The sequence below is a fragment of the Exiguobacterium sp. s102 genome, from assembly GCF_018618635.1.
Lineage (GTDB): Bacteria > Bacillota > Bacilli > Exiguobacteriales > Exiguobacteriaceae > Exiguobacterium_A > Exiguobacterium_A oxidotolerans.
Window position 1 is genome coordinate 945223 of the sequence record NZ_JACSML010000001.1, and the last position, 26210, is coordinate 971432.

Consider the following 26210-nt stretch of genomic DNA (forward strand, 5'->3'; position numbering starts at 1 on the left):
GAACAGTTAAGTTTCCACACATGACGTTTTTGTTGTTCCTTAAAAAAAGTCTGAAAAATGTCTGTAGAAATTAACATTTTTAATGACACATCCGCTAGGATTAAAGAAAAGAGGTGGGTGATGACGTGAAACGTCTTAAAATCGGATTCGTCTGTGATTCTGGGTTAGTAGGGAGCGTCCTAGGAGCGAACGTGCTACGAAAGCGCCTGCGACAGGAGCAGTTGCAAGTCGATGTTCAGAGTTATCGTCTGAAGGAGGTCCCTACTGAAATACATCTGATTGTCGGACCTGAGAAGATTGTCCGCCAAGTGACGGGGGTGACGGATTATCGCGTATGCATCGTCAATCATCTGTTGTCTGAAGCGGCTTACGATGAAGTGATCACTGTATTAAGAAAAGAGTTGATTAAGGTTGATTGAGTTTTCTACACGAGAACGTGAAGTCTTATTTTATTTGTTGACAAAAACAGAGCCTGTTCAAGTCCAAGAAATTGCAGAAACGCTTGGAACGTCCGAACGGACCATTCAGCGTGAACGAGAACCGATTGCTCAAACAATTGCTTCTTTTCAGTTAGAACTGGATTATATTCGAGGAAGAGGATTAGTGCTCGTTGGGGATGAAAGTGACAAACGGAAGCTCCGAGAGGCATTGTTATTATCACATAAAGCATTACCTTCGACGGATGACCGGCAAGTTGAGCTCACTTATCGTCTCTTACAAGAACCGGGCATGATTAAATTACAGGCACTTGCGCATGCGATGTACATCGCACCGAGTACGATCAGTCAAGATTTAGAGCGGATTGATGAATGGTTTCAACAATATGATTTAGAGTTGCGGCGGAAGAAGGGGATCGGAGCTGAAGTCATCGGCGAAGAAATCAATAAGCGTCGTTTATTGCTTTCGCTTATTTTCACGCAATGGGATGTATTGTCCTTTTACCGGTTGCTCCAAGGGGATCTTAATCAATTACCCGATCTTTTGCATCCGGCGCGTAATCAGTGGGTCGAAGCAATCAATCAATCCTATGCAGTAATCGCTCCCGTAATAAAGCAACAGGAACTGAGCGACCGGTCAATTATGCGAGCCACACTTAGTTTGGCGCTCCAAGCGATTCGGATGGAAATATTTCCAATGCGCTATGAATTGAAAACGTACCCGGTCGAAGTGCTTCAACGGGTAGACATCATCGGACGACGTCTACCCTATGCGTTGACAGTTGCGGAGCGTCAATGGATTTCAGAAGAACTACGCAATTTTCAACAAGATCAACTAGACAGTTCTGAAGAATTGGTCATTCGATTGCGCGTCAAGCGATTGATTGAGGAAGTCTCTCTTTTGTATGGAGAGCAGTTTACAGAAGACAGTGCCCTTGAGCGGGGACTCGTTTCCCATATCATGTCCTATACGCGACAAAACGTCATCAATCCGTCTTATGTCATCAAGCAGATTGAAAGGGAGTATCCACGGCTGTTCGATTCGGTTAAACAGGTGGCGCAAACCGTCTTTTCGGATCAAGCGTTTGCTGATCATGATTTAGCATTTTGGGTGATGCATTTTGGAGCGGTATTAAGTAGACCTGTCGTAAAAGTTCCGTATCGCGTTCTGGTCGTTTGTTCAGCAGGACTTGGCTCTTCCAAATTATTAATGAACCGGTTGCGACAAGAGTTTTTAGAACTTGATCAAATCGAAAATTCTTCCTTGTTCGGGATTGATCGTTTGAATTTAACTGATTACGACTTTGTATTATCGACGGTTCCGTTGCCGGATATCAGTCAACCACATTTACTCGTCAACCCCTTACTTCCGCAAGATGAAGTCGATCGCGTCAGAAAACTGCTTGTCTCGCTTCCGAAATCATTTAAACAACCCGCCCGAAAAGAGGTAAAGGGGTGGTTAGATTTAAAACGATTAGAACAACTTGTGAAAACGGCACGTGAATTGACAGAATTTTTTTCGATTGAGTCGATTGCTTCACAGTCAGAAGGCCTAGAAGAGCTGCTTCTTGAAGTAAGTAATGTGATGGTTATGAAAGATATCGCGCATTCAGCGGTCCAGCTGTCGACACAATTGTTGCGGCGGCATGAAATGTCAGGTCTTGGAATTCCAGGAACACGGCTCGCATTATTCCATGGACGTGACAGTTCAATCAAACAGGGTGCCTTTTTAATTTTCGAGCTGAATCAAGCTATCGATTTGCTCGGAATGGATCAAGTCATCCATCCAGTTGAGCGGATTTTAGTACTTGTCGCGCCCGAACAAGCACCGGATGAACTTCTTCAATTGCTGAGTTCAATCAGTGGTGCAATCATTGAAAGTGAAGAACGGACGACTCAGTTTGAATATGGCGATGAACAACAATTGGACACCGTCCTCAATGAAACGTTCCGCAAAGTCATTGAACGGGAGTTGAATGTTACGGAAGTTTGATGTGATGAATGAATCGAATAGACAATGAAAAATGGAATTCGTCTCGTGACGAATTCCATTTTTCATTGTCCGCTGTACTATCTTTTTCACTTGTCCAACTACCTTGCCAAAACGCGAACTAGGAAAGATTGAGTAAGCGTTTGCAAGCAGTATACAATAAACATGTAGCAAAGAACGACTAACTGAATTTAATGAAATGGAGGCTATAGAGATGGCAACTGCAACTAAAGGAATCCGTGGATTACGGGTACAAGTACAACGATTTGGGAGTTTTTTAAGTGGGATGGTCATGCCGAATATCGGTGCATTCATTGCTTGGGGAATCATTACAGCACTATTCATTCCAACCGGTTGGGCACCAAACGCAAGTTTAGCGGAGTTGGTAGGTCCGACAATCACGTATCTCTTACCGCTCTTAATTGGTTTTACTGGTGGTAAATTAATGCATGACGTTCGAGGGGGTGTCGTCGGGGCGCTCGCAACGATGGGTGTCATCGTCGGGACGGAAATTCCGATGTTCCTTGGAGCAATGATCATGGGGCCTCTCGGTGGATTCGTCATCAAGAAATTTGATCATTTCATCGAAGGAAAAGTGAAACCAGGTTTAGAAATGCTCGTTAACAACTTCTCTGTCGGCATCATCGGTGGTTTGTTGATGATTGGAGGATTTGAAATCTTCGGTCCGATCATGACTGGGTTGGATGATGTCATGGCGGCGGCAGTTGGTGCAATCGTCAGCGCACAATTATTACCACTTGCGAGTCTCTTCATCGAACCCGCAAAAATCTTATTTTTAAATAACGCCATTAACCACGGAATTTTAAGTCCACTTGGTCTCGATCAAGTCAGTGAAGCAGGAAAATCCGTTTTGTTCTTACTTGAAGCGAATCCGGGTCCAGGGCTTGGATTATTACTCGCATACTCAGTCTTTGGTTCAGGTGCAGCGAAAAAAACAGCGCCAGGTGCTGCATTCATCCAGTTCATCGGTGGGATTCATGAAATTTACTTCCCGTACGTACTAATGAAGCCAGTTCTTCTTCTCGGTATGATCGCGGGTGGAATGAGTGGGATTTTGACATTTGTTATATTTGATGTCGGTCTTGTCGCTCCAGCTTCACCAGGTAGTATCATCGCTGTTCTTGCGATGGCAGCACGTGGATCATATGTCGGCTTGATTGCGGGTGTTCTCATCTCTGCAACGGTAACGTTCGTAATTTCTGCTGTCTTACTCAAAACGAGCAAAGCGAAGGAAACGTCACTTGAAGAAGCAACGGCGAATGTCGGTGCAATGAAAGGTAAGAGTTCAATCACGTCATCACTTGTCGCAGCAGATTCTAAAAAATCACTCGCTGAAGTCGAACACATTATCTTTGCGTGTGATGCTGGAATGGGTTCGAGTGCGATGGGAGCTTCCGTTCTCCGGAATAAGATCAACAAGGCTGGCTTGCCGATTAAGGTGACGAACACGTCAATCAGTAACCTGCCAGCAGACGCAGAGTTCGTCATTACGCACCAAGATTTGACGGAACGTGCAGTCGAACAAGTTCCAGATGCAGAACATCGCTCGGTCGAAAACTTCTTGAATGCTGCATATTACGATCAGCTCGTTCAAGAAATTGAAAAGGCACGCAATAAAATTTCTTAAAAATTAGAGGGGGATTTACAATGGCAACAGCAATGAAACTAACAGAAGATATGATTTTACTCGATCAGCAATTCGATTCAGAAGAAGCGGCAATTCGTGCGGCGGGGAAACTCCTCGTCGATCACGGTTTTGTCCGCCCGGCCTATGTGGACTCGATGTTAGCTCGAAACGAAATGTCGAGTGTATATATTGGAAATCATGTTGCGATTCCACACGGTACGGAAGAAGCAAAAAGTGAAGTCGAAAAATCAGGATTATCGATTCTTCAAGTCCCGGGCGGTGTAACGTTTGGTACTGAACCAGCAAAATTAATCATTGGGATTGCTGGTGTTGGTGATGAGCATTTGGAGATTTTATCAAATATCGCAGTGATTTGCTCAGATGAAGACAATGTCGAGCAGTTGATTCAAGCGAAAACGAAGCAAGAAATCATCGAACTGTTATCGATGGAGGTGTAAAAATGAAAGCCGTTCATTTTGGAGCAGGTAATATTGGACGTGGCTTCATCGGATTACAACTTGTGAAGTCAAACTACGAAGTTTGTTTTGTTGACGTCAACACGACCGTAGTAGACGAATTAAAGTCTCGAGGCACATATGAAGTCGGCTATGCAGCTGAAGGAATGGCAAATGAGACCGTAACTGGTGTTACGGGACTCAATAGTATGACGGAAGCAAACGATGTCATCGCAGCAATTGCAGACGCAGAAATTGTTACGACGGCTGTCGGACCAGCACTGCTTTCGAAAATTGCACCCCTGATTGCTAAAGGGTTGGAAAAACGAACAAAAAATCAACCCATTTATGTCGTCGCTTGTGAAAACATGATTGGTGGATCGACACACTTACAAACAGAAGTGGCACGTCATACGACGTTAACTGAAGCTGCAAGTTATTTTCCAAATGCAGCGGTCGATCGTATCGTACCGCTTCAGCGTCATGAAGATCCGTTGTACGTTGAAGTCGAACCATTTTTTGAATGGGTGATTGAAACGAAACGATTGCCGGCAGATTATCCAGTTTTAGAAGGCGTAACATATGTCGAGGAAATTACACCATTCATCGAACGAAAGCTGTTCACTGTCAATACAGGTCATGCACTCACATCGTATCTAGGTGCATTATTCGAAAATGAAACGATTGCCCAAAGCCTGCAAGATCATCGTGTCCGACGCGGGGTCCAGACGGCTCTTTACGAAACAGGATGGTTGTTACTAGAAAAATACGGGTTTGACGCGAAAGAGCATAGTGCTTATATCCAAAAGAATATTCAACGGTTCGAAAATCCGCGGATTCATGACGAAATCGTTCGTGTTGCCCGTTCGCCAATCCGTAAACTCAGTCCGAATGATCGCCTTGTCAAACCAGCGCGTGAATTGATGGAGCGTGGCATCGAAGCGAATGGACTAGCACTCGGAATCGCAGCGGCGTTAACGTATTCTGACCCGAATGATTCGGAATCTGTTGAATTGAAAACATTTATCGAAACAAAGGGGATCGAAGAGACTTTAGTGACGTATCTTGGCCTTCAGCCGAATGAGCGTCTCGGTCAATTAATCATCAGCCAATATAATCAAATCAATGATTCAATCAATTCGCTTGCTTAAGTAGTTAGGGAAGGGTAAAGAAATCGGGCGTGCGTCCTCAGTGATGCACGCCCGATTTCTTTTTAACGATGTCTATTCTTAACATAAGTGAACAAGAATTTGTATACGAGATTTGGAATATTCGAAAACGAATATTATTTCCGTCAAATAGATTGTACGCTATAGAAACGGAACCTGTCTGTTTCGATTTTTTCTATAAGAAGGTGGAAACATGCTGAATTATAAAGTGAACGTCTATATGATCAATGGTTCTCGACCAAAGAATGGGAAATCGGGTAGTTTCAAAAATTTGATTTATACGAGTCAGTTTCTTTCCTACACACCTGTCGACTTAGTGCATCAATTGATTTTAAATCGATTGATGATTGAACAAGATAAAAATACAGGATTGATGTATACACTTGAAGTCAATACCGTGATTGATCAATATGTCGTCGATGTCCGTGTTTATGCAGAAAAGACGGTTGATCCGCAAATCGAGCGTGATTTGATTGAAATCATTGAACGTGAAGAAGTCAGACACATCCCATCCCTTGAAATCGGAAAACCAGACTTTGCGGAATTCGCGCATCTCGTTCTTCATGTTAAAGAGTCAAGTTTACGGTTTACCCAAGACCGTGTACAAAGCATCTTCGACGAGTCTGGCGTTCGTGGAAGAATCATTCTTCAAAAGGAACGGATCGATAGCCATGAACCTTCGCATTCAATCCAATTGTTGATCGGTGGTTCGGAAAAAAGTTTATATAGTTTATCGCAGTACCAACTCGATCCGTTGTTCCGGAAATATGGTCTCGTGATTCAATCATTGAATTTATTGCCATTTGACTTATTTTCGATTCGGGAAAAAGTAGCGATGTTATCTTCAGCAGACGAATCACGACTATGGATTGATGATATCACGACTTCTAAGAATGGCAGAAGCCATCAAATTTGTTTTCATGATGGGCAGGAATGCATGACCGTCATCTGTGATTATCGTGGGTCGATTCGTTCGTACAAATGTTCTTGAACTACCTCCACCTACGCTACGCTAAGAGGTGGAAGGTTCCTGAGTGATCCGACCTATCGGTCGAAACTTTATCAGGCTAACCCCGTCGTTCCGACGGTTGAGAGTTAATCTTGTCAGTTTCTTTTGCACGGATGCCTACTTTGCTTGGTTTTCGCTACTTCGGTCATTCGTAAGGTGAACGTTGAAGATTTTACGTGACAGACGAACTCCCTGTCACAACCCTATATCTTCAGTTTTTAAAGAACATGACATTGATTTTATTCCTGATTTTGAGTGTTTTTGAACCAAGAATGTCGTGCAATTGACGTGTCTCAAGACACGTCGCATACATAAGACAAACCTTCATTTCCAAGTGGAAATGAAGGTTTGTCTTATGTATGCGTAAAAAATATGACACTCCATTAGGATTCCGACTGGAATCCCATGACCAATTGGCCAATTTTTTGAGGTTCAGGGCAGCAAAAGTGAGCATGGCCTGCATCGTCACTTTTTTTAACCCGCGGTAGCGAGTCCAACGCATGCCATGCTTTTCTTTCGCGTCGGCAAAGACACGTTCGATTGTCTCTTTTCGTCGGGCATACAGCTGCCTATTAACCGGTGTGTGGCGAAGGTGCTCGACTTCGTCGATTGCATCTTGCCAGACATGCCGATGAATCACTTTCTGCATCGTCTGACTTTTCGTATACCGTTCTAGAAATGGACAAGTTTCACAGATTTTTGGATCTGATACGTACTCCCGTCTTCATTCCCGTGTAGTTGTTCGATAGACAAGCTGCTGATCATTTTCACAGAGATAGCAATCGTAATACGCATCATAATAAAAATGATACTATCGTGAATATTACCTGGTGTGACAATTGTCCCGAGGACAAAACCATTCCGGTCACATGCTGTATGAAAGGAATAGGCGAATTGCTTTTCACGCTTCCCCTTCACGTAATATCCTGACTCAGGATCCGTGGTACTCTCCTTCGTCAAACGTCGATCATTCTCGTCCTTCTTCTTGGGGGTAAAACGCTTTTTTTTTCCGTGCGCCTCACAATCATCATTGATTTCTTGTTCCAGTTCATCTTGATAAAAACGTGCTGCACGACGAACATGTTTCTTTTTATATTTCCGCTTATTCGCATTTGCTTTGACGTGTGTCGAATCGATAAACAGGACCACTGGGTCCACGAATCCAGCATCGACGCCTTGGGTCAGAATTTTGTAGAAGATATCTTCAAAAATCGTCGTGTCTTGGAAGCGTCGGACATAGTTTTTTCCGAAGGTTGAAAAATGAGGAACCTTTTCATCCAATCCAAGTCCTAGGAACCAACGATAGGCGACGTTCGTTTCGATTTCTTGGATCGTCTTCCGCATAGAAGGAATACCGAATAAATATTGAAGAAGAGCCATCTTGATTAAGAGAACAGAATCCACGCTAGGTCTTCCGTTATTTTCACAGTACAACTTTTCAACCAATGGATAGATGAATTGAGAGTCCATCACCTGATCGACCTTGCGAACCAAGTGGTCCGCAGGAACCAATTGTTCGAGTGTGACCGTGATGTTTTCAGAACGATGGGGTTGATTTCGTTTTCCCATCATGGGAAACCCTCCTTCGTGGTATATTTCTTTTACTTTATAATATGAAAGAAAGCTAAAAAAGCCTCGATTTCCGATCTAATCGCTTCCTAGTGGAAAGCAAACAGGAGCGACCCTGCAGCGAAGCGAAGCGGCGCGATGTTTGCCACAGGAAGACGATTAGGGAGGAAAGAGAGAGCAAAAAAAGATGGGAGATCACATTCAAGTGACCTTCCATCTAGTTTGTCTACACGCTGTGACGTGTCTCAAGACACGTCTTGCTCGAAGGCGATTCATCTCCTACCTGCGCTGGGCTTCGCCCTGAGACGCTTAGAGGTGGGAGTATTCTCGCCTGATTTTGATAAACGGCAACTAAACGTTTAAGATACCTCTGATTCGGCTAAAACATAATTAGAGCAGAATAGAGAATTGGAGATGATGAACATGTTGTCAGCGAAACAAATCGAGGAATTCAAAGAACGTCTACTTAAGGAAAAAGATAAAACGGAATCGAACATCGAGAACCGTGAAACAGATTACGACGAAGGCGCACTTTCAAGTTATGATAATCATCCTGGAGATTCAGGTGACGAATTATTTTTACGGGAACGGGATCAAGCGATCACGGATTTAGAAACAGACATGTTATCTGACGTCGATCTTGCCCTAAAAGCAATCGAAGAAGGCACGTACGGAATCTGTAAGGTATGTGGAAAAGAAATCGAGCTAGAGCGTCTCGATATCATTCCTGAAACACTCTTATGCATTGATGATGCGAAAGAAGAAGCTGAAAAAAATAGCTTGAATGAGCAACAACGACCGGTCGAAGAGGATGTACTCGATCCATCTGTTACAGCGACGGGAAAAGATATTGATGGAGATACGGATGGCTTTAGTAAAGTCAGTGACTTCGGAAACTCAGACTCGCCGTCAGATAATGAAGATGGCATCGACACGACGCGTTCATAAGAGGTTGATTAAGAGATGCAAGACAGGGGGCGATAATCGTTTCCTGTCTTGCATTTTTCAATCAAAAAAGTTAACGGAAAATTTTGACTTTTCATACTTATTTGTTAGTATGTACATGAGGGGTTTTTTTACGGGGGACCAAAATGAAAGCGCATACAAAAACTTCTCGGGTGACCATTTTATTTGAGGGAGGAAAACAGTCATGATTTACGAGATTCCAAACACACAAGGGTCAAAAGTACAGTACAGAGATCGTTATGAAAATTTCATCAACGGGAAATGGACGGCACCCGTCAATGGAGAATATTTTGATGACATCACACCGGTCACCGGGAAGGTATTATGCCAAGTCGCGCGTTCGACAAAAGAAGATATCGAATTAGCACTCGATGCCGCACACGCAGCCAAAGAGGCGTGGGGAAAAACATCGGTCGCGGAACGGTCGAACATCTTAAATAAAATCGCCAATCGGATGGAAGAAAATTTAGAACTTTTAGCCTACGCCGAGACGCTAGAAAACGGGAAAGCCGTCCGCGAGACGTTAAACGCAGATTTACCACTGGCGATTGATCATTTCCGTTATTTCGCCGGTGTCATCCGGGCGCAAGAAGGATCTGTCGGGGAACTTGATAACGATACCGTCGCCTATCATTTTCATGAGCCGCTCGGCGTCGTCGGTCAAATCATTCCGTGGAACTTCCCGATTCTGATGGCCGTCTGGAAACTAGCACCGGCATTAGCTGCCGGAAACTGTGTCGTCTTAAAACCGGCAGAACAGACACCGGCAAGTATTTTACTCTTGACTGAAATGATTGAAGACTTGCTCCCGGCAGGCGTCTTAAATATCGTCAACGGGTTTGGTTTAGAGGCAGGGAAACCACTTGCGTCGAGCAAACGGATTGCGAAAATCGCCTTCACGGGTGAAACGACGACAGGTCGCTTAATCATGCAGTATGCGTCACAAAACATTATTCCCGTTACACTTGAATTAGGTGGAAAATCTCCGAACATCTTCTTTGAAGATATTATGGACGCCGATGACGCCTTTTTCGATAAAGCAATCGAAGGGTTACTAATGTTTGCCTTGAATCAAGGGGAAGTCTGTACCTGTCCATCGCGGGCGTTGATTCAGGAGTCGATTTATGAACCGTTCATGGAGCGGGTACTTGAACGCGTCAAAGCAATCAAACTCGGAAATCCACTTGACGGCGACGTCATGATGGGTGCACAAGCATCGAATGAACAAATGGAAAAAATTCTATCTTATCTAGAAATCGGTAAATCAGAAGGCGCAGAATGCCTGATTGGTGGAGAACGCAATCAGATGGACGGCGATCTTGCGGACGGTTTCTACATCCAGCCGACGATCTTTAAAGGGCACAACAAGATGCGGATTTTCCAAGAAGAAATTTTTGGACCGGTTCTGTCCGTCACGACGTTCAAAACGGATGACGAAGCGCTTGAGATTGCGAACGATACGTTATATGGTCTCGGTGCCGGTGTATGGACGCGCGACATGAACCGTGCCTATCGCTTCGGACGGGCGATTGAAGCAGGACGTGTCTGGACGAATTGTTACCATCAGTACCCTGCCCATGCGGCATTCGGCGGTTACAAGATGTCCGGGATTGGTCGAGAAAATCATAAAATGATGCTCAATCATTACCAGCGGACGAAAAACCTTCTCGTCAGCTATAGCCCGAACAAACTCGGTTTCTTCTAAGCGAAGAAAGGAAGTGTCCGTATGGTCGAACGTGTCCTTGCTACAGCGGCGACGCTCGAGTTGATTGACAAGTTACGAGCAAAGCATGGACCCCTCATCTTTCATCAATCCGGGGGGTGTTGTGATGGCAGTTCACCGATGTGCTTTGCGGAAGGGGATTTATTTCTCGCAGATCACGATTTATTGATTGGGATAATTGGCGGCTGTCCATTTTATATTCATGAAGATCAGTATACGTATTGGAAACACACGCAACTCCTCATCGATGTTGTCGATGGGCGCGGTGGCATATTTTCGCTTGAAGGGGTCGAAGGGAAACGTTTTCTGACCCGATCCCGTGCCTTTACGGATGAAGAGTACGCTACACTTCAGACTGACACTAGATGACCCCCTTTAAAACATCTGAAACTGCTTCGAGTGAGAGATGTCACCGAGGCAGTTTTAGGTGTTTTTTCATTTGCTGTGTGAGGGGAACGCTAGCACGAAATTTGGTTTCTCTATGCGAAGAGCGGTATAATAAAAGCAACATTTTTTAAAAGGAGGTCTTGTTGATGGTTGAGTTTACACGATTGACGTCCATTGATGCCGTGCAGTCCTGGTATTCGGTTCAGGGTGCTAGTTTTTTATACGTCTCAAGCCCGAATTGTTCCGTCTGTGAATCCTTGTTCCCACAAATCGAACCCATCATGTTGGAACACCCGGAAATTCGATCGGCGCGTGTCGATGTATCGGACGTTCCCGAAATTGCAGGAGCGTTATCCATTTTCACCGCCCCTGTCTTACTTTTGTTTTTAGACGGAAAAGAGATGCACCGCGAGGCACGAATCGTCCCAATCGAACGATTCCGTCGACGTGTGGAGCAGATTGGTGAATTTGTAAAATCAGAAATCATCGATTTAGAAAATTAATCGTTAACTGAAGGAGGAAGAAGATGAGGTATCCATTTTTCGGCTGGACAGGGCAAACAATTGGTATAACAGCATTATCTTCCGGCTTACCTGATGCGCTCCATCCTTTACTCGAAGAATCCAAGTTACGTTTAGAGGACCGGCAGATGGAGACGATGATTGGTGATACGGTTTGGACACAAAAGAAAGCACAGAGTACAACAGCAGCGGTTCGGGCATCTGAATTGATGCAGATGTTCCAAAACCCAGATATCGATGCGATCCTGCCGCCGTTTGGTGGCGAACGCGCCTTGGATGTATTACCGTATCTAGACTTTTATGAACTGCCGGTGAAATGGTTACTCGGATATTCAGATACGAGTACGGTCTTGTTCGCAATTACCGTAAAAACGGGGATTGCGACAGCACATGGTCCGAACGTGCTTGAGTTGAGAAGTGAAGAATGGGACGAGACGACAGCTGCTTGGCGTCGCGTGCTTGCAACACCGCGTGATGGTTCCGTGACCCAATGGATGTCGACAAGGTTTCAAACAGCCTGGAATCACGACGTCCGCCCTGAGCGCTTTATGTTCCATTTCGATCAACCGACGGAATGGAAAACCCTGAATCCATCCATCACTCAGGTGACGGGTCGACTTCTCGGAGGATGCCTCGAAACCGTCCGTCATTTAATCGGTACGCCTTATGGCGATGTCCGTGCATTTCAAGAACAACAACTCGAGGGTGAACCGATTCTTTGGTACTTCGAAGCCTGTGAAGCCAGCGCGACTGATCTTCACCGTTCCTTGATGCAGATGCATCTTACCGGCTGGTTTGATAACGCAACTGGTATTTTGTTTGGTCGAACAAGCGCAGGGCAGGCAATCGAAGACTATGCATTACTGGATGTCTACCAAATGATTGCAACAGAGACAGGACTGCCGATTTTTTATGATTTCGACATCGGTCATCAGCCGCCCCAATTGACACTCGTCAATGGTGCGACGGCAACAGTGACGCTTCAAGGAAAAGATTCACGGCTTGATATGACATTCAACTAAGGAGATTTCATATGGCGACACGACATTTTCAATCGCTTGGTGCATATAAGCGAATCTACATCAATCCGGAAACACGCCGGATGACGTTACCAGAACCTTTTTATGATGCACTCGGACTGACGGATGAAGTAATGATTGCGCAAGTCGGACAAGTCCTCGTCATGCGCAATCCAGACGAGATGGTCGAGATGGAGACCGAATTATTATCGCAAATCGTTGAAGAAGGATTTGCGGGGCAAGAGCTCATTCGCGAATTCGCTTACCGGAAGGCCCAGCATGAACAACGGTTGCGCCAGCACATATTACAAGATGATCATCCAGAGTCGTCAGCTCAACTAGAAATCGAACTATAACAACGAGGAGTGGGGACCGGATGCGAACAGGTACAAAAATTGGTTTAGGCGTGATTGGTTCAGGGATGCTTGCAGCAAGCTATTACTTTTACGAAATGGCAATCGCAACGAATCCGAAACCTTTCTTGACGAACAACCGTGATTTAAGTGACGAGATGGTCCGATTGATGCAACCGGGTCAGACATGGATTAAGGAACAACCGTTAGAACTCGTCGCGACGCAAGCACATGATGGATTGACGCTTCGCGCACATTACTTACCGCCACTCGTTCCGTCCGATCGAGTCGTCATTCTCGTACATGGTTACGGTGGTGTCGGAACAGACTTAGCAGGATTCGCCTATCTGTATCATCAAGCGGGTTTTCATGTGTTGATGCCGGACAATCGTGGTCACGGAAAAAGTGACGGAAATTACATCGGTTTCGGGTGGCATGACCGGCAAGACTGTCTGCGCTGGATCGACTATTTAATCGGATGTGTTGGTACGGATTCTTCCATCTTTTTACATGGTGTATCGATGGGGGGCGCGACGGTTTTGATGACGAGTGGAGAAACATTACCTGCTCAAGTCAAAGGCATTATCTCCGACTGTGCTTATACATCAGTCAACGCAGTCCTCGCCTATCAGATGAAACGGATGTATCGTTTGCCGCACTTTCCGTTCCTTGCGATGACGAGTTTATTGACGAAATTAAAGGCTGGTTACTTCTTCAGTGAAGCTTCCGCATTAAAACAAGTCAAAAAGGCGGCGGTACCGATCTTATTCATTCATGGGGATGCAGATACGTTCGTTCCGACATCGATGGTCTATGAACTGTATGATGCTTGCCAAACGAAGAAGGAACTCGTCGTCATTCCGAATGCGGCACATGCAATGGCTTATTTTGAAGCACCCGATCGATACGATGAAGTCGTCGAGGCGTTTGTTCGGCGCGTATTGTCAGCATGACAAATGAAAGTGTATGAAGTGGAAGGAATGGATTGACAAAAATCAGTCCATTTCGTATTCTACAATCATATAAGTCATGTCGTCGTGGCGGAATCGGTAGACGCGCTAGACTCAGAATCTAGTGGTGGCAACACTGTGGAGGTTCAAGTCCTCTCGGCGGCATTTCCATAAGTTGAAGACCTGTTAGTAGGTCACAGACTGTAGACAAACTAGATGGAAGGTCACTTGCATGTGATTTTCCATCTTTTTTTTGTTCTCTCTTTCCTTCCTAAGCGTCTTCCTGTGGCAAACATCGCGCCGCTACAGCGAAGCTGCAGGGTCGCTCCTGTTTGCTTTCCACTAGAAAGCGATTAGATCGAAAATCGCGACTTTTTTAGTTTTCTTTCAGATAATTCAGTTTTTTTACCAAAACATGTTTCAAAGGGACCATTATTAAGGAAAATATCCTAATAGAGGGCCGTGCCTTCAAAAGAAGGGGGTAAAAAGGATGAATAAACGTTTTTCTATCTTATTTTTATTGATGGGATGTCTGTTCGTATTAAGTGCGTGTAGCATCGGTTCAAATGATGATTCATCGTCAGAGGACAAAACGTACAAAGTCGGGATCGACGTCACCTATCCACCATTCGAGTACAAGGACGGGGATACGTACAAAGGAATCGATATCGATTTGATTCAAGCGATTGCAGACGACCAAAACTTCAAGATTGAATTTGAAGCGATGGACTTTAGCGGAATCATTCCTGCTCTGCAGGCGGATCAACTCGACATCGCGATTGCCGGGATGAGTATCACACCGGAACGTGAAAAAGTCGTTACCTTCTCTGACCCGTACTTTGAAGCCGGACTGATTCTTGTCGTCAAAGACAACAATGATGACATCAAGTCGGTTGATGATTTAAAAGGGGAACGCGTGGCAGTTAAAAAAGGGACGACGGGGGCAAAGTATGCAACGGATAACGCGGATAAGCTAGGCATTAAAGTTACACAATTCAATGATAGTCCAGCGATGTTCCAGGAAGTCAAAAATGGGAATGCAGCAGCCTTGATTGAAGACTATCCAGTCATCTCGTATGCCAACAAACAACAAAATCTTGGTCTGAAACTCGTGGGAGATCGTTTAAATGGTGATAATTACGGGATTGCCGTCCTTAAAGGGGAAAACGAAGACTTGATGAAAAAAATCAATACAGGTTTAGCGAATTTAAAAGACAGTGGCGAGTACGACAAAATCGTTGATCGTTATTTAAAATAATCACCCGATTGAGTGAATGATGAGGGAGTTGAGCTGCTGATGGAAGTAGCAAAAGCTGCATTTCCGTTTTTCTTAGATGGGTTACAAGTTACCTTATATATCTTTATCATCGCCGTCATCGCAGGATTCTTGATTGGTCTCATCGTTGCCTTGATGCGCTTGTCTCCATTAAAACTTTTAAATGGGATCGCGATCGTTTATATCGATGTGATCCGTGGGACACCGTTCATCGTTCAACTGTTCTTCATTTATTTTGGTTTGAACTCACTCGAATGGTTATCGATGGACCGGATGTACGCGGGGATTTTGACGGTCGCGATCAATGCAGGGGCCTATTTTGCAGAAATCATCCGGGCCGGCATCCAGTCGATTGACAAAGGTCAAACCGAAGCCGCACGATCGCTCGGGATGACGGGCCGTCAAACGATGGTCCAAATCATTTTACCGCAAGCTTTTCGGAGAATGTTGCCGACCATTACGAACCAATCGATCATTAGTTTAAAGGATACTTCGTTGCTCTCGATTATCGGCATCGCCGATTTGACGCAACAAGGACAAGTCCAACAAGCGACGACGTTTGAACCGTTCATCGTCTGGTCCGTCGTCGGCTTAATGTATTTCGTCATCATCTATCTGCTGTCGATGTTAGCGAAATTCTTGGAACGGAGGTTTACGCTACGATGAGTATCATTCAAGTAGATAACTTAAAAAAGTCATTCGGAAAAAATGAAGTCCTAAAGGATATCTCCGTTGAAGTAGAAGAGAAAGAAGTAGTTTGCGTCATTGGTCCATCTGGTTCTGGGAAAAGTACATTTCTTCGTTGTCTGAATCGTCTGGAAGACATTACAGGTGGGACAGTCATCATCGATAAGCACAATATTACGGACCCGAAAGTCGACATCAATAAAGTTCGAGAGGAAGTCGGGATGGTCTTTCAACACTTTAATCTCTTTCCGCATAAGACGGTTTTAGATAATGTTATGCTCGCACCGATTAAAGTCCGTAAAACGGAAAAGGGACAAGCAAAGGAACGTGCGCTTGCACTACTTGATAAGGTAGGGCTCCGCGAAAAAGCGGACAACTATCCTGGAGAACTTTCAGGCGGACAAAAACAACGGGTCGCGATTGCCCGTGCACTCGCGATGAATCCGAAAATCATGTTGTTCGACGAACCGACATCGGCACTTGATCCGGAGATGGTCGGGGATGTCCTTGAAGTCATGAAACAATTGGCGATCGAAGGGATGACAATGATTGTCGTGACACATGAAATGGGCTTCGCCCGTGAGGTCGGAGATCGCGTACTCTTTATGGACGGCGGCTATATCGTCGAAGAAAATGTTCCGAGTGAACTGTTTGATTCTCCGCAACATGAACGGACCCAATCGTTTTTAAGTAAAGTGTTGTAAACGAGGACGCCGGTGCCTGAAAGATAGGCATGGGCGTTTCTTTTCGTGTGCAGAAATGACACTACCGTGAAAGAAATGTTTGTATCATAAATCACTGATGCTGACATCATAAGAAAAACTTATACATTTAGCACAGAGAAATTGGGAATTCGAAACGCACTGGGGCTTAAGAAGTAGTAAGATAATAACTAAGGCAAACACTTTGGTATAAACGCCTTCAGTCGTGGTCATCCATCTTAATTCATAGAGGAAGTGCCACTGTCGATTTTTTATGCCACTATATTTGAAAGCGCTAACAGGTAGAGAGTTGGGAACGGGCTGTGTTGAGCAGCTCAAAGGGTGAAATGAATGAAACGGGGGGAACCGTACATGGCAAGCCGGGAACAGGAGAAACAAGCATTTTATGGACCGAACCTTGGGTACATCATCGAGATGTACGAACGATTTTTAGAAGATGCTTCTTCGATTGACGAAGAGACGCGTGCTTATTTTGAAACACACGGTGCTCCGGTCACAGAAACTGTCACACCAGTGCACGTAGAAACAGGGGATTTCGAAAAATATTTAGCCGCGCATCGTCTCGCAGAACGTATTCGGGCGAAGGGTCACCTTGCGGCAGATATTTATCCGTTGAAAGATCATCCGCGTGAGAACGAATTGCTTGAATTAGAGCAGTTCGGATTAACGGAGGCAGATTTACGGACGATGCCGGTCTCACTCGTTTGTCCAGATCCACCTGCAGGTCTTTCGGACGCATTCGAAGCAATCGAGCACTTAAAAGCGCAATACACGGGAGCGGCGGCAGTCGAACTCCAACACGTTGATGATTTAGACGAAAAGAAATGGTTACGTCAAAAAGTCGAACAAGGCGCATTGACGGCGAAACTGACGAATGACCAAAAGAAACAACTTTTCAAACGACTAGCTGAAACGGAGTTGTTCGAGAAGTTTCTTCATAAAACATATGTCGGACAAAAACGTTTTTCAATCGAAGGACTCGACGCGATGGTTCCATTGCTTGATACGATTATCGGTCACTTGATTGCGAACGGTTCAGAAACGATCAATATCGGGATGGCTCACCGTGGACGCTTGAACGTGCTCGCTCACGTGCTCGGGAAACCGTACGAAATGATTTTCGCAGAGTTCCAGCACGCGCCAAATCATGACCTTGTCCCGTCAGAAGGATCAATCGGAATTACGTATGGTTGGACAGGCGATGTTAAGTATCACCTCGGGCTCAATCGCAAAATGGAACAACAATCGACGAACGTCCGCGTGACACTTGCGAACAACCCGTCACACCTCGAGTTCGTCGATCCTGTCGTCGAAGGGTTCACGCGGGCGGCGCAAGACGATCGCTCCAGCAAGGGGATGCCGACGCAAAGTCAAAATAAAGCAGCCGCGATTTTAATTCATGGTGATGCTGCCTTTCCTGGTCAAGGAATTGTCGCAGAGACCTTGAACATGACGAACTTGAAGGGGTACAACACGGGCGGTACGATTCATATCATCGCCAACAATACGATTGGCTTCACGACAGAGCCAACCGATTCACGGTCGACACGTTATTCGAGTGACTTAGCGAAAGGTTATGAGATTCCGATCTTCCACGTCAATGCGGATCAGCCGGAAAGCTGTTTAGCAGTCGCGCTCTTAGCAAGCGAATACCGTGCGAAGTTCAACAAGGATGTCTTGATTGATTTGATCGGATATCGCCGGTTTGGTCACAATGAGATGGATGAGCCGATGAATACGAACCCGGTCCTGTATGAGTTGATCCATAACCATGACACAGCGCGTGTCCTCTATGCAAAAGATCTTGTCGAACGCGGGGAAGTATCGCAAGAGGAAGTCAAAACGATCGAAGCTGAGATTAGTGATGTGATGAAAGCGGCGCGCGAAAAAGTACCAAACGTCGAAAAAGAATACGGGGGCATCATGCCGGATGTCGTATTCAAAGGGGTTCCGTCGATTGAGACGGGGGTCGAGAAGGATAAATTGATTCATTACAATGACCAGCTACTCGCATGGCCGAGTGGGTTCACGGTCTTCCATAAGCTTGAAAAAGTCTTAAAACGGCGAACGGATGCTTTAACGACGCACAAGGGAATTGACTGGGGACATGCCGAAACGCTTGCCTTTGCTTCAATCCTGTCAGATGGCACACCAATCCGTCTCAGCGGTCAAGATTCGGAGCGGGGAACGTTTGCACAACGTAACATTAACTTGAATGACGTGAAAACAGGGAAATCGTTCTCACCGATGCATGAGTTAGAATCAGCGCAAGCATCATTTGCCGTCTATAACAGTCCGTTATCGGAAGCTGGCGTACTCGGGTTTGAATATGGATATAACGTCTTTGCGCCAGAGACACTTGTCTTGTGGGAAGCACAATACGGTGACTTTGCAAACTCAGGGCAAGTCATCTTTGACCAATTCATCGCCGCAAGTCGCGCGAAGTGGGGTCAAACATCAGGTCTTGTCATGCTCTTGCCACACGGGTACGAAGGGCAAGGTCCAGAACACTCAAGTGGTCGCTTGGAACGTTTCCTGACATTGTCCGGTGAAAAGAACTGGACCGTCGCAAACGTCACGAGCGCAGCGCAGTACTTCCACTTGTTGCGTCGCCAAGCCGCCATTCTCGGCAAAGACGAAGTCCGTCCGCTCGTCGTGATGACGCCGAAAAGTTTACTTCGTCATCCGCTTGCGACATCTGACTTGTCGGAATTGACGTCGGGTTCGTTCAAGCGAATCGTCGAACAAGAGGGGTTAGGTCAATCACCGGAACGCGTCGAACGTCTTGTGTTCGCAACGGGTAAAGTTGCGATTGATTTAGCGGATGCACTCGCGAAGTCGGACGAGTCATATGACTGGCTGCATATCGTCCGCGTCGAGGAAATCTATCCGTTCCCGGCGAAACAGTTGAAAGAGTTAGTCGCGCGTTATCCGAATGTGACAGAAGTCGTATGGGTCCAAGAAGAACCGAAAAACATGGGCGCGTGGTCTTATATCGAACCACGTCTTGAGTCCGTCGCACCAAACGGGATCACCCAAGTGCGTTACATCGGTCGCAGACGCCGGTCGAGTACAGCTGAAGGAGATCCGACCGGTCACAAAGTCGAACAAGCGCGTATCATTCATGATGCGTTGACTCGGACAGCAGCACGGACGGAGAACGAACAACAAACATCGAATACGAACGCGTAACGAAAGCGATTTAGCAGAGATTGAACCATAGTCATAGGGGGACAAAAACGATGGAAATCAAAGTACCAGAACTTGCCGAATCAATTACAGAGGGGACGGTCGCTTCATGGTTGAAACAACCGGGCGATCACGTAGAAAAAGGGGAAGCAATCGTTGAGCTGGAAACGGACAAAGTAAACATCGAAGTACCGTCAGACGAAGCGGGAACATTATCAGAAGTGATGGCAGCAGAAGGGGATACAGTGCGTGTCGGGGAAACAATCGCCGTCATCACGGTTGGTGGAGAAGCGGAAGCGCCGAAACAAGCAGAAGCGCCAAAAGCAGAACCGAAACAAGAAGAAGCCAAGCAACCTGAAAAAGAACAACCGGTCGCAGTCGCAGCAACTGAAAAAACGTCAGCGGCTGATCGTCCGATCGCTTCTCCGGCGGCTCGGAAATTGGCACGGGAAAAAGGAATTGATCTCGCACAAGTGGCGACGCAAGACCCACTCGGTCGGATTCGTGTTCAAGATGTCGCGACGTTCGAAGTTTCACCACGTGAGCAAGCATCTGTGAAGGAAAAACAAGCAACACCGGCACCGAAAGCACCAGCACAAGCAGCTCCAGGTAAACCGGAAGAACGGATTAAAATGTCACGTCGTCGTAAGACGATTGCCAACCGTCTCGTCGAAGTGCAACAGACGGCAGCGATGTTGACGACATTCAACGAAATCGATATGTCGGCCGTGATGGCATTACGGAAACGACGCCAAGAAAAATTCGTTAAAGACAACGATGTCAAACTTGGTTTCATGTCCTTCTTTACGAAAGCAGCCGTCGCAGCACTGAAAAAAATGCCGTACTTGAATGCTGAAATCCAAGGCGACGAAATCGTCCTTAAGAAATTCTATGATATCGGCATTGCCGTGTCTGCTCCAGACGGACTCGTCGTGCCGGTCGTTCGTGACGCGGATAAAAAGAATTTTGGTGAGATTGAAAAAGATATCATCAGTCTGGCTGTTAAGGCACGCGATAACAAATTAGGGCTGTCTGACTTAACGGGTGGGACGTTTACGATCACGAATGGTGGGACATTCGGTTCATTGATGTCGACACCAATTTTGAATGGTCCTCAAGTTGCGATTCTCGGAATGCATGCGATTAACTTGCGCCCTGTCGCAATCGATGCAGAACGGATGGCCAACCGCCCGATGATGTATGTCGCACTTTCATACGATCACCGGATCGTGGACGGAAAAGAAGCCGTGACGTTCTTGAAACACATCAAAGATTTACTTGAAGATCCAGAATCATTGATTTTTGAAGCGTAATCAACGTTACATGTGCGGCGTTCTCCTTTAAATAGGGAGGACGCCTTTTTGTTTGCTTGGGAAAAGGATGACATCAGTAGTTGCGTATTTGTCATCGTTTCTAAAAGCTTCTTCATCCGAACTACATGTTTCCTTCACAGTCATAGCGTAAGATTCAGTCTGTAAGTTACTTTTAAGGGGGAAATCCAACATGATGAAACAGATTGGCGTTACCGTACTTACAGGAGCAATCGTTGCAACAAATTTCGGGAGCATCGATGCTTCGGCACATCAACAGAAACACGGGTTACTCGATCAGAATCGAGTCGTCAACATCGCCCACCGCGGTGCTTCTGGATACGCACCTGAACATACGATGACGGCGTACCAACTGAGTCATAAAAAGTTGAAAGCCGACTACATCGAAATCGATTTACAGATGACGAAGGATGGTAAGCTGATTGCGATGCACGATGAGACGGTCGACCGGACGACAAACGGAACAGGTGCCGTCAAAGATAAGACGTTAGCAGAAATCAAGCGACTTGATGCAGGAAGCTGGTTCAATACAGCGAACCCTGAATATGCGAAGGACGAATATAAGGGACTTCAAGTTCCGACTCTCGATGAGATTTTTGATACGTATGGCAAACATGCGAACTATTATATTGAAATAAAATCTCCTGAAGTCTACCCGGGAATGGAAGAAAAATTATTGAAAACGTTACAACGTCATGGTCTATCAAGTGATCACGTCAAACCGGGGCAAGTTATGATTCAATCATTCAGTCAAGAAAGTTTGTTGAAAGTCAAGCAGCTGGATGCACGTCTTCCGCTCGTTCAATTGATGGACGCGGCGACGGTCAAAGCGATAACGCCTGAGGCACTCGACGAGCTACAGACGTACGCAGTCGGACTCGGACCGTCCTTTAAAGGATTGACGCGGGAAAATACAGCGATGATCCGCGAGTGTGGGTTATTGCTCCACCCCTATACAGTCAACGAAAAAGTCGACATGGAGCGGATGCTTGACTTCGGTGTAACCGGAGTCTTCACAAACTATGCCGATCGATTTAATGAAGTGTTGCACGCCCTGAATAAAAGAAATAAATGAATACCAGAAAAATCAGTTGTCTCCCGTTATGGAAGGAGATAGCTGATTTTTTTATTGTTCATAAAAAAACGATCCAAGAGCGATGTGCTTACGTATGCTTGTATGAAAAACTGTTAATTCGCCGAAACGCGTGAGGATGAAAAAAATTTAAATCGGACATTTGATTTTCAGATTCTATCTAAAAAATGGTACGCTAGGCATAGAGAACTCGGATGAATTAAAACTTTTTAAGACGCTTGAGCGAAAGGACGGGTTGGATGCGCATCACACAATATACGGATTATGGATTACGGGTCCTGATTTATCTCGGTGTTCATCGAGATAAAGTTACGCCGATGCCGATGATCGCGAGCCATTATGGAATTTCAGCGAATCATTTGATGAAAGTCACGCAACAGTTGACGAAACTCGGGTACGTTGAATCGACGCGTGGACGGACAGGTGGATTACGATTGATAAGGGATCCGGCAAATATCAATATCGGACAAGTCGTACGTGAGATGGAACCGATGGAAATCGTTGAATGTTTTTCTAAAGAAGGCCGATGCATCATTGAGCCGAATTGTCATTTAAAAGGGATTCTTGGACGCGCTTTACGTGCGTTTCTTAAAGAACTCGAACAACACTCACTAGCAGAACTCGTTGAAAATAAAGAGGAGTTAACCTTTTTATTTGCATCAGAAACGACATCCGTTCAATCGTAAACACGTGACGACGTTCACGAAAAAGGACATCATCTCCCGTAAAAAATCGGAGGATGATGTCCTTTTTGCGTTGAATTAACAAGAATTAGTTATCTCGGTTGATGCGTTTTTTCGGCATGACATGTTCTTTGTTTTTCGAGAGGTCGTCTTGAACGGATCCTTTCCATAAGGGAACATCACTGTAGTAGGCAGCACGGGCGATTAAATGACTTCCGATTGGTGCTGTCGTCAGAACGAACAGGATACCTAAAAATGTTCGTGATGAAAAGAGTCCTTCTTCTGTCACGAAGAAAATGATGACGCTGATCAAAATACTCATGACGCCGAGTGTGGCGCTCTTAGAGGCTGCGTGTGCGCGTGTATAGATATCGGGTAGACGAATCAGCCCGAGAGCCGCGACGATGCTGAAAAAGGCTCCAATTAAAGCAAAGGCGACTACGAAGATTTCATTTATTGCGATCACGTTCGATGATCTCTCCTTTCTCAATGAATTTCGAGAAGGCGACAGTCCCGATGAAAGCTAAAATACCGATTAACAAGATGACTTCTAAATAGTCACTTGTCCGTAAGAGAACGGATACTAAACCGACGATGGAGATTAAACTGATGCCGATTGAATCAAGTGCGATGACGCGATCAGCAATCGAGGGTCCTTTGATGACGCGGTAAAACAAACCGAGCATGGAAATGAAAACGCCTCCGAGTGCGATATAGATCAGCATTTCAAACATTATCGACTCACCTCCAGAATCGCTTTTTCAAAACTATTCCGGATGGCAGCGACAGCTTCATCCGCTTCTGGCATATGAAGCGCGTGGATATACAGTGTTTTATTATCATCTGAGATATCGACGACGAGTGTTCCGGGTGTCAACGTAATCAACATAGAAAGTAACGTAATCTCCCAGTTTTTCTTTAACGTCGTCTCGTACGCAAAGATACCGGGCTGAATATCGAGTCGCGGTTTTAAGATGACGGCCAGAACTTCGATATTCGCAACGACCAATTCATAAAGAAACCGAATCGAGAGGCGAACTAGAGCGATGACCGGACCGAGATAAAACCGGCTACTGAAACCACGACGCATCGCGAACATCGCAATCAACCCGAGTAGATAACCGACGATGAATGACGAAGTCGTGAAGGAGTTCGATAGAAACATCCATAAGATGGCTAAAAAAGCATTGAGCATTAATTGAAATGGCATCGATTAGCCCTCCTTCAGTACAGCTTGAATATAAAGTGATGGATCGACGAGCGGATCAACGGCTTGGGTGATGAATGGACGAACGGCTTCTGCCCCGACCCCATACGCGACGGTAATCATTACTAAAAGAATTGATGGAGCGAGCAATTGTTTGACGAGATGACGTCGTGAACCCGTATACGTCTTCGGTGTACCCCAAAATCCGCGAATGAAGATTTGCATGACGGAATAGAGGACAAGCAAACTTGACGCAAGGACGATGAACGGTCCGACGAGGTCACCGGCTTCAATCCCGCCACGGACGATCAGTAGTTTACCGATGAACCCGCTGAACGGCGGGATACCAGCCAAGGACAAGGCAGCGATGAAATACGTCCAGCCAAGCAACGGATAAGCCTTAATCATCCCACCCATGCTTTTAAGACGGCTCGAGCCCGCAATTCCGACCATGATACCGACGAGCAAGAAGAGAGCTGCTTTGATTAACATATCATGTAACAGGTAGAAGACGGCTCCTTCGAGCGACTGACGAGTCATGACGGAAACGCCGTAAAGAATGACGCCGACGGCAACGATGATGTTGTAGATTAAGATTTGTTTCGCATCTTTTGTCGCGAGGGCGCCGATGACACCGATGATGATTGTCGCCAGTGCCAATCCCCCAAGAAGCGAGTGGATGATCCCGATTTCGTTCGAAAAGAACAAACTATACGTCCGCAAGATGCCATAGACACCGACTTTCGTCAAGAGAGCACCGAACAAGGCGAGGACGGGTGTCGGTGGCACTTGATACGAGCCAGGTAACCAAAAATAAAGCGGGAAAATCGCTCCTTTTAAGCCGAAGACGACTAAAAATAAAATCGCGATGACACTCAAGATTCCGGGCTGATTGATTTCAGAAATCTTTTGCGAGATATCTGCCATATTGAGCGTGCCGATGATGCCGTATAAAAAAGCGACCGTCATGACGAACAAAGCAGATGAAATGACATTGACCAAAAGATACTTCAACGACTCGCGTAACTGCGCCGGTTTACCACCGAGCACAATCAAGACATACGATGAAATCAAGAAGACTTCAAAGAAGACGAACATGTTAAAAATATCACCGGTCGTAAAGGCGCCATTGACACCGACGAGCAAAAACTGAACGGCGATGTAGTAATAAAAACGTTGATGTTGCTCCGACAGATACGTCATCGAATACCAAATGACGAAGAAAACGAGCACGCTCGTCGTCAAAACGAGTAATGCGGATAACATATCTGAAACGAGTGTGATGCCGAACGGTGCCGGCCAACTGCCGAGTGTGACCGTCAAAATCCCGTTTGCCTTGACTTGAGAGACGAGGTAAAGCGAGACACCAATCGTCAACAGCGTCGACAAGAAGGACACGATACGTTGCATCCACAGACGTTTCGTGAAAAACATCAACAAGACACCAGTCAGCAGTGGAATTAAAATCGGTAATAGCGGTAAATTAATCATTCGTATCGGTTCCTTTCATTTCCTCGATATTATCGGTCCCAAGCTCTTGATACGCTCGGTAGGCAAGAACGAGGAAAAATGCTGTTACCCCGAAACTAATGACGATTGCGGTCAAGACAAGCGCTTGCGGGAGTGGGTCGGTATATTTCGTCACTCCGTCTTCAAGGACGGGCGCAGCACCAGTCTTCAGTCCACCCATCGTCATGACGATTAAGTGGGCAGCGTGACTGAGCAAGCCGGTTCCGATGATGATGCGTAAAATACTTTTTGAAAGAATGAGATAGACGGCACACATCGTCAAGATGCCTGCAGCTATCGCCATGATAATCTCCATC

The 26210-nt window shown here is 45.7% G+C and carries 25 protein-coding genes, 1 tRNA gene and 1 pseudogene; 21 read left to right on the plus strand and 6 right to left on the minus strand.

Features of this window, described 5'->3' with window-relative positions; all coding sequences use genetic code 11:
- The first annotated feature begins 125 nt into the window (after positions 1-125).
- From KNQ02_RS04610 to KNQ02_RS04635, 6 genes are all read left to right on the plus strand, one after another.
- Entirely contained in the window at positions 126-419 is a 294-nt protein-coding gene (locus KNQ02_RS04610) for a PTS sugar transporter subunit IIB (RefSeq protein WP_214765075.1), read from the plus strand.
- Positions 412-2430: a BglG family transcription antiterminator gene (locus KNQ02_RS04615; RefSeq protein WP_088837262.1), complete on the plus strand. Its 2019-nt coding sequence runs from the start codon at positions 412-414 to the stop codon at positions 2428-2430. Before KNQ02_RS04610 ends, KNQ02_RS04615 begins: the two co-directional genes overlap by 8 nt.
- A gap of 211 nt (positions 2431-2641) precedes the next feature.
- Complete coding sequence (locus tag KNQ02_RS04620; protein ID WP_088837261.1) at positions 2642-4075, plus strand: PTS mannitol transporter subunit IIBC; 1434 nt, start codon at positions 2642-2644, stop codon at positions 4073-4075.
- Between the two features lie 20 nt (positions 4076-4095).
- Positions 4096-4533 (plus strand): PTS mannitol transporter subunit IIA, encoded by a 438-nt coding sequence (locus tag KNQ02_RS04625; protein ID WP_088837260.1) that lies wholly within the window; start codon positions 4096-4098, stop codon positions 4531-4533.
- Positions 4534-4535: 2 nt separating this feature from the next.
- Positions 4536-5681, plus strand: coding sequence for a mannitol-1-phosphate 5-dehydrogenase (locus tag KNQ02_RS04630; RefSeq protein ID WP_214804475.1), 1146 nt, complete (start codon positions 4536-4538; stop codon positions 5679-5681).
- 211 nt (positions 5682-5892) lie between these two features.
- Positions 5893-6690, plus strand: a complete 798-nt coding sequence (locus KNQ02_RS04635) for a hypothetical protein (protein WP_088837258.1) — start codon at positions 5893-5895, stop codon at positions 6688-6690.
- A gap of 229 nt (positions 6691-6919) precedes the next feature.
- Here the strand turns inward: KNQ02_RS04635 and KNQ02_RS04640 are convergent.
- Positions 6920-8280, minus strand: a pseudogene (locus KNQ02_RS04640) (transposase).
- Positions 8281-8700: 420 nt separating this feature from the next.
- Here KNQ02_RS04640 and KNQ02_RS04645 point away from each other — a divergent pair.
- The 15 genes from KNQ02_RS04645 (at position 8701) to KNQ02_RS04715 (ending at position 23180) form a co-directional block, all read left to right on the plus strand.
- The gene (locus tag KNQ02_RS04645; RefSeq protein WP_029330472.1) at positions 8701-9225 is read left to right on the plus strand and encodes a TraR/DksA C4-type zinc finger protein; all 525 of its coding nucleotides are present in this window, start codon (positions 8701-8703) and stop codon (positions 9223-9225) included.
- A 202-nt stretch (positions 9226-9427) separates the two neighbouring features.
- Complete coding sequence (gene adh, locus KNQ02_RS04650; protein WP_214807374.1) at positions 9428-10948, plus strand: aldehyde dehydrogenase; 1521 nt, start codon at positions 9428-9430, stop codon at positions 10946-10948.
- Positions 10949-10969: 21 nt separating this feature from the next.
- Positions 10970-11335 (plus strand): DUF779 domain-containing protein, encoded by a 366-nt coding sequence (locus KNQ02_RS04655; protein WP_214807376.1) that lies wholly within the window; start codon positions 10970-10972, stop codon positions 11333-11335.
- Between the two features lie 164 nt (positions 11336-11499).
- Positions 11500-11856, plus strand: a complete 357-nt coding sequence (locus KNQ02_RS04660; protein ID WP_088837254.1) for a thioredoxin family protein — start codon at positions 11500-11502, stop codon at positions 11854-11856.
- 23 nt (positions 11857-11879) lie between these two features.
- Positions 11880-12896 carry a S66 family peptidase gene (locus KNQ02_RS04665; RefSeq protein ID WP_214807378.1) on the plus strand — a complete coding sequence of 339 codons (1017 nt, stop codon included), beginning with the start codon at positions 11880-11882 and terminating at the stop codon, positions 12894-12896.
- A gap of 11 nt (positions 12897-12907) precedes the next feature.
- Complete coding sequence (locus KNQ02_RS04670; RefSeq protein ID WP_088837252.1) at positions 12908-13249, plus strand: hypothetical protein; 342 nt, start codon at positions 12908-12910, stop codon at positions 13247-13249.
- A 20-nt stretch (positions 13250-13269) separates the two neighbouring features.
- Complete coding sequence (locus tag KNQ02_RS04675) at positions 13270-14199, plus strand: alpha/beta hydrolase (protein ID WP_214807380.1); 930 nt, start codon at positions 13270-13272, stop codon at positions 14197-14199.
- A 78-nt stretch (positions 14200-14277) separates the two neighbouring features.
- Positions 14278-14361 (plus strand) — tRNA-Leu (locus tag KNQ02_RS04680).
- A gap of 325 nt (positions 14362-14686) precedes the next feature.
- Positions 14687-15454 (plus strand): transporter substrate-binding domain-containing protein, encoded by a 768-nt coding sequence (locus KNQ02_RS04685; RefSeq protein ID WP_029330452.1) that lies wholly within the window; start codon positions 14687-14689, stop codon positions 15452-15454.
- Positions 15455-15493: 39 nt separating this feature from the next.
- A complete protein-coding gene (locus tag KNQ02_RS04690; RefSeq protein ID WP_088837249.1) occupies positions 15494-16138 on the plus strand; it encodes an amino acid ABC transporter permease in 645 nt (214 codons plus the stop codon).
- Complete coding sequence (locus tag KNQ02_RS04695) at positions 16135-16863, plus strand: amino acid ABC transporter ATP-binding protein (RefSeq protein WP_029330448.1); 729 nt, start codon at positions 16135-16137, stop codon at positions 16861-16863. Before KNQ02_RS04690 ends, KNQ02_RS04695 begins: the two co-directional genes overlap by 4 nt.
- Positions 16864-17211: 348 nt before the next feature.
- On the plus strand, positions 17212-20073 hold the full coding sequence (locus KNQ02_RS04700; RefSeq protein ID WP_214771156.1) for a 2-oxoglutarate dehydrogenase E1 component: 2862 nt from the start codon (positions 17212-17214) through the stop codon (positions 20071-20073).
- A 50-nt stretch (positions 20074-20123) separates the two neighbouring features.
- Positions 20124-21383 carry a 2-oxoglutarate dehydrogenase complex dihydrolipoyllysine-residue succinyltransferase gene (odhB, locus tag KNQ02_RS04705; protein ID WP_088837247.1) on the plus strand — a complete coding sequence of 420 codons (1260 nt, stop codon included), beginning with the start codon at positions 20124-20126 and terminating at the stop codon, positions 21381-21383.
- A 190-nt stretch (positions 21384-21573) separates the two neighbouring features.
- Positions 21574-22476 (plus strand): glycerophosphodiester phosphodiesterase, encoded by a 903-nt coding sequence (locus KNQ02_RS04710; protein ID WP_371816400.1) that lies wholly within the window; start codon positions 21574-21576, stop codon positions 22474-22476.
- 257 nt (positions 22477-22733) lie between these two features.
- Positions 22734-23180 (plus strand): Rrf2 family transcriptional regulator, encoded by a 447-nt coding sequence (locus KNQ02_RS04715; protein WP_214807382.1) that lies wholly within the window; start codon positions 22734-22736, stop codon positions 23178-23180.
- A gap of 85 nt (positions 23181-23265) precedes the next feature.
- Here KNQ02_RS04715 and mnhG read toward each other — a convergent pair whose 3' ends face one another.
- From mnhG to KNQ02_RS04740, 5 genes are read right to left on the minus strand one after another with little or no spacing between them, the layout of a single operon-like run.
- Complete coding sequence (gene mnhG, locus KNQ02_RS04720) at positions 23266-23643, minus strand: monovalent cation/H(+) antiporter subunit G (RefSeq protein WP_088837244.1); 378 nt, start codon at positions 23641-23643, stop codon at positions 23266-23268.
- Positions 23627-23902, minus strand: a complete 276-nt coding sequence (locus KNQ02_RS04725; RefSeq protein ID WP_369834785.1) for a Na(+)/H(+) antiporter subunit F1 — start codon at positions 23900-23902, stop codon at positions 23627-23629. Before KNQ02_RS04725 ends, mnhG begins: the two co-directional genes overlap by 17 nt.
- Positions 23903-23910: 8 nt before the next feature.
- Positions 23911-24387, minus strand: coding sequence for a Na+/H+ antiporter subunit E (locus KNQ02_RS04730; protein WP_088837242.1), 477 nt, complete (start codon positions 24385-24387; stop codon positions 23911-23913).
- Between the two features lie 3 nt (positions 24388-24390).
- Positions 24391-25875 (minus strand): Na+/H+ antiporter subunit D, encoded by a 1485-nt coding sequence (locus tag KNQ02_RS04735; RefSeq protein ID WP_088837241.1) that lies wholly within the window; start codon positions 25873-25875, stop codon positions 24391-24393.
- Positions 25868-26209: a Na(+)/H(+) antiporter subunit C gene (locus KNQ02_RS04740; RefSeq protein WP_088837240.1), complete on the minus strand. Its 342-nt coding sequence runs from the start codon at positions 26207-26209 to the stop codon at positions 25868-25870. Before KNQ02_RS04740 ends, KNQ02_RS04735 begins: the two co-directional genes overlap by 8 nt.
- Position 26210: the final 1 nt, after the last annotated feature.

Excerpts from the sequence above, each read along its gene's own strand:
- KNQ02_RS04620 (WP_088837261.1), top strand. The coding sequence starts at position 2,642 with ATGGCAACTGCAACTAAAGGAATCCGTGGATTACGGGTACAAGTACAA.
- KNQ02_RS04625 (WP_088837260.1), top strand. The coding sequence starts at position 4,096 with ATGGCAACAGCAATGAAACTAACAGAAGATATGATTTTACTCGATCAG.
- KNQ02_RS04630 (WP_214804475.1), top strand. The coding sequence starts at position 4,536 with ATGAAAGCCGTTCATTTTGGAGCAGGTAATATTGGACGTGGCTTCATC.
- KNQ02_RS04635 (WP_088837258.1), top strand. The coding sequence starts at position 5,893 with ATGCTGAATTATAAAGTGAACGTCTATATGATCAATGGTTCTCGACCA.
- KNQ02_RS04645 (WP_029330472.1), top strand. The coding sequence starts at position 8,701 with ATGTTGTCAGCGAAACAAATCGAGGAATTCAAAGAACGTCTACTTAAG.
- adh (WP_214807374.1), top strand. The coding sequence starts at position 9,428 with ATGATTTACGAGATTCCAAACACACAAGGGTCAAAAGTACAGTACAGA.
- KNQ02_RS04655 (WP_214807376.1), top strand. The coding sequence starts at position 10,970 with ATGGTCGAACGTGTCCTTGCTACAGCGGCGACGCTCGAGTTGATTGAC.
- KNQ02_RS04660 (WP_088837254.1), top strand. The coding sequence starts at position 11,500 with ATGGTTGAGTTTACACGATTGACGTCCATTGATGCCGTGCAGTCCTGG.
- KNQ02_RS04665 (WP_214807378.1), top strand. The coding sequence starts at position 11,880 with ATGAGGTATCCATTTTTCGGCTGGACAGGGCAAACAATTGGTATAACA.
- KNQ02_RS04670 (WP_088837252.1), top strand. The coding sequence starts at position 12,908 with ATGGCGACACGACATTTTCAATCGCTTGGTGCATATAAGCGAATCTAC.
- KNQ02_RS04675 (WP_214807380.1), top strand. The coding sequence starts at position 13,270 with ATGCGAACAGGTACAAAAATTGGTTTAGGCGTGATTGGTTCAGGGATG.
- KNQ02_RS04685 (WP_029330452.1), top strand. The coding sequence starts at position 14,687 with ATGAATAAACGTTTTTCTATCTTATTTTTATTGATGGGATGTCTGTTC.
- KNQ02_RS04690 (WP_088837249.1), top strand. The coding sequence starts at position 15,494 with ATGGAAGTAGCAAAAGCTGCATTTCCGTTTTTCTTAGATGGGTTACAA.
- KNQ02_RS04695 (WP_029330448.1), top strand. The coding sequence starts at position 16,135 with ATGAGTATCATTCAAGTAGATAACTTAAAAAAGTCATTCGGAAAAAAT.
- KNQ02_RS04700 (WP_214771156.1), top strand. The coding sequence starts at position 17,212 with ATGAAACGGGGGGAACCGTACATGGCAAGCCGGGAACAGGAGAAACAA.
- odhB (WP_088837247.1), top strand. The coding sequence starts at position 20,124 with ATGGAAATCAAAGTACCAGAACTTGCCGAATCAATTACAGAGGGGACG.
- KNQ02_RS04710 (WP_371816400.1), top strand. The coding sequence starts at position 21,574 with ATGATGAAACAGATTGGCGTTACCGTACTTACAGGAGCAATCGTTGCA.
- KNQ02_RS04715 (WP_214807382.1), top strand. The coding sequence starts at position 22,734 with ATGCGCATCACACAATATACGGATTATGGATTACGGGTCCTGATTTAT.
- KNQ02_RS04725 (WP_369834785.1), bottom strand. The coding sequence starts at position 23,902 with ATGCTGATCTATATCGCACTCGGAGGCGTTTTCATTTCCATGCTCGGT.
- KNQ02_RS04730 (WP_088837242.1), bottom strand. The coding sequence starts at position 24,387 with ATGCCATTTCAATTAATGCTCAATGCTTTTTTAGCCATCTTATGGATG.
- KNQ02_RS04735 (WP_088837241.1), bottom strand. The coding sequence starts at position 25,875 with ATGATTAATTTACCGCTATTACCGATTTTAATTCCACTGCTGACTGGT.
- KNQ02_RS04740 (WP_088837240.1), bottom strand. The coding sequence starts at position 26,209 with ATGGAGATTATCATGGCGATAGCTGCAGGCATCTTGACGATGTGTGCC.